The sequence below is a fragment of the Hyphomicrobium sp. genome (assembly GCF_020852195.1).
Classification (GTDB): domain Bacteria; phylum Pseudomonadota; class Alphaproteobacteria; order Rhizobiales; family Hyphomicrobiaceae; genus Hyphomicrobium_C.
Map to the genome: position 1 here is coordinate 1 of NZ_JADZBI010000098.1, position 2873 is coordinate 2873.

The 2873-nt window shown below is 66.8% G+C and carries 3 protein-coding genes; all 3 read right to left on the reverse strand.

What is annotated here, in order from left to right; genetic code table 11:
• Positions 1–698, reverse strand: a 698-nt coding sequence (gene narI / locus IT540_RS07995) for a respiratory nitrate reductase subunit gamma (protein ID WP_291175491.1), incomplete at its 3' end; no start/stop codon positions are given.
• Positions 699–708: 10 nt separating this feature from the next.
• Positions 709–1455 (reverse strand): nitrate reductase molybdenum cofactor assembly chaperone, encoded by a 747-nt coding sequence (gene narJ / locus IT540_RS08000; protein ID WP_291175495.1) that lies wholly within the window; start codon positions 1453–1455, stop codon positions 709–711.
• Positions 1455–2873, reverse strand: a 1419-nt coding sequence (narH, locus tag IT540_RS08005; protein ID WP_291175498.1) for a nitrate reductase subunit beta, incomplete at its 5' end; no start/stop codon positions are given. The genes narH and narJ, both read right to left, overlap by 1 nt.

Sequence of the window (2873 nt, forward strand, 5' to 3'; positions counted from 1 at the left end):
GCCGCGTTGACGCCGGACCGCGACCGCACGACCTGATAGCCGCGCCGGCCGAGATACCAGACCGGCGCGCTCCAGACGTGCACGAGGCGCGTGAAGGGGAAGACCAGGAAGATGGTCATGCCCAGAAACAGGTGCGCCTTGAAGATCGGATGCGCGTCAGCGATCAGGCTCGAGACGCCGGGCTGCAGCGTCAGAATGCCCTGGGCCCAGGTCATGAAGCGCACCATCTCGTGGCCGTCGAGGTGATCGAGCGAGACGACGATAGTGGCGAGTCCGAGGACGAGCTGGGCGTAGAGAAGCAGAAGCACGGCAATATCGCCGAACGACGACGTCTTGCGGATGCGCGAGTCGAACAGGCGGCGGTGGACGAGCAGCGTCATGCCGACGAAGCAGGCGACGCCGGCGATGCCGCCGACGACGATGGCCATCACCTGCTTGAAGCCGTGCGAGATGCCCAGCGCGTCGAAGATCTGGATCGGCGTCAGGAGGCCGACGAAGTGGCCGACGAAGATGATCAGGATGCCGACGTGAAACAGGTTCGAGCCCCAGGTGAGCTGGCGCTTACGCAGCATCTGGCTCGATCCCGAACGCCACGTGTACTGCTCGCGGTCGAAGCGCGCCAGCGAGCCGAGCAGGAAGACGGTCAGGCACAAATAGGGATACCAGCCGAAGACGATGTGATTGATCGCGTCGCGCATGGGAACCTCCTCACGCTCGCGTGGACGGGGTGTGGGTGACGATGGGGCGGCGCGGCTCGGCGGACATGCCGGGGGCGGGGCGCCGTCCGGCACGGATGCGCGACGCCAAGCCGTCGGTGTCGCAGGCGGCGGCATCGGCGCCGGGGCCGAACCTCACCTCCTCGTCCTTCCAGGCGGCATCGAGGGCGGCGAGATCGTTGGGGTCGTCGTCGGGACCGGCCAGGATGGCCTCGAGGACCTCGGCGTCGGGCTGGCCCGCGCTCAGGATCTCCAGCGCAGCGAAGACGCCGGCGTACGGCGCGCTGCGCTTCTCCAGGCGCTGGCGCAGCGCCACGACAATGTGCACGGCCTCGGCCAGCGTGCTCCGCGCCTCCGCCGCCGGGATGGCCGACAGGAACTCCAGGAACAGCGGAATGAAGTCCGGCAGCTCCGACGTGCTCAGCGCAAGGCCGTGCTTCTCGTAGAGCTGGGCCAGATCGACCATGGCCTGGCCACGGTCGCGGCTTTCACCATGGACATGCTCGAAGAGGTGCAGCGACAGCGAGCGCGTGCGGTCGAACAGCAGGACATAGCGCTCCTGCATGTCGTAGATGTCGCCGGCGGCGATCTCGTCGAGGAGACGCACCAGCCCGTCGCGGGCGGCGCGGGGCAGCGTGCCCTCGGCCTCGAGCGCGGCCCGCATCTCGGGCGCCGCCGCCTGAAGCTCGACGGTCGGATAAGTGAGGAGCGCGGAGAGCGTCTTCAGCGTGTCTCGCATCACGAAACCTCCATCGGCGTCTTGGCCTTCTTCGGCGTGCCGAACAGGCTCGTCTCCGTGCGCCCGTCCGAGCAGCCGTTGCCGAACGAGAAGCCGCAGGAGCCGCGCAGGTCGTAGACGTCCTCGTCGAGCTCGCGGTGGGCGGTCGGGATGACGAAGCGGTCCTCGTAGTTGGCGATGGCCATGACCTGGTACATCTCGTCGATCTGGGCCGCCGTGAGCCCCACCCGCCTGGCGATGGCCTCGTCGATCACGCCGTCGATGGTCTTGGCGCGCATGTAGGCGCGCATGGCGAGCATGCGCTCGAGGCCGAGCGCGACCGGCTCCTCCTTGCCGGCGGTCAAGAGGTTCGCCAGATAGCGCAGCGGGATGCGCAAGCTCTTCACGTCCGGCATCTCGCCGTCGTGGCCGATCTTGCCGGCTTCCGCCGCGGACTGGATGGGCGAGAGCGGCGGCACGTACCAGACCATCGGCAGCGTGCGGTATTCGGGATGCAGCGGGAAGGCGACCTTCCATTCCATGGCCATCTTCCAGATCGGCGAATGGCGCGCGCCATCGATCCAGCTCTCGGGGATGCCGTCGGCGCGGGCCTGGGCGATGACCTTCGGATCGTTGGGATCGAGGAAGATGCCGAGCTGGGCCTCGTAGAGATCCTGCTCGTCCGGCACGCTCGCCGCCGCCTCGATGCGGTCGGCATCATAGAGCACGACGCCGAGGTAGCGGATGCGGCCAACGCAGGTCTCCGAGCAGACGGTCGGCTGGCCGACCTCGATGCGCGGATAGCAGAGGATGCACTTCTCCGATTTGCCGCTCGACCAGTTGTAGTAGATCTTCTTGTAGGGGCAGCCCGAGACGCACATGCGCCAGCCGCGGCACTTGTCCTGGTCGATCAGGACGATGCCGTCCTCCTCGCGCTTATAGATGGCGCCCGACGGGCAGGAGGCGACGCAGGCCGGGTTCAGGCAGTGCTCGCACAGCCGCGGCAGGTACATCATGAACGTATTTTCGAACTGGCCGTAGATCTCCTTCTCGACGCCCTCGAAATTCACGTCCTCGGCGCGCTTCTCGAACTCGCCGCCCAGGATCTCCTCCCAGTTCGGGCCCCACTTGATCTTCTCGATCCGCTCACCGGTGACGAGGGAGCGCGGGCGCGCTGTCGGCATGGCCGGCATCTCCGGCGCCTTCTGCAGATGGTCGTAGTCGAAGGTGAAGGGCTCGTAGTAGTCGTCGATCTCGGGCAGGTCCGGATTGGCGAAGATGTTGGCGAGCACGCGCCACTTGGAGCCGATCCTGGGCTCGATGCGGCCGTTCTTCTTCCTCACCCAGCCGCCGTTCCAGCGCTTCTGGTTCTCCCATTCCTTCGGGTAGCCGATGCCCGGCTTGGTCTCGACGTTGTTGAACCAGGCGTATTCCATGCC

Bases quoted from the DNA above. Each gene is read 5' to 3' on its own strand.
- narJ (WP_291175495.1), bottom strand. From the start codon at position 1,455: ATGCGAGACACGCTGAAGACGCTCTCCGCGCTCCTCACTTATCCGACC.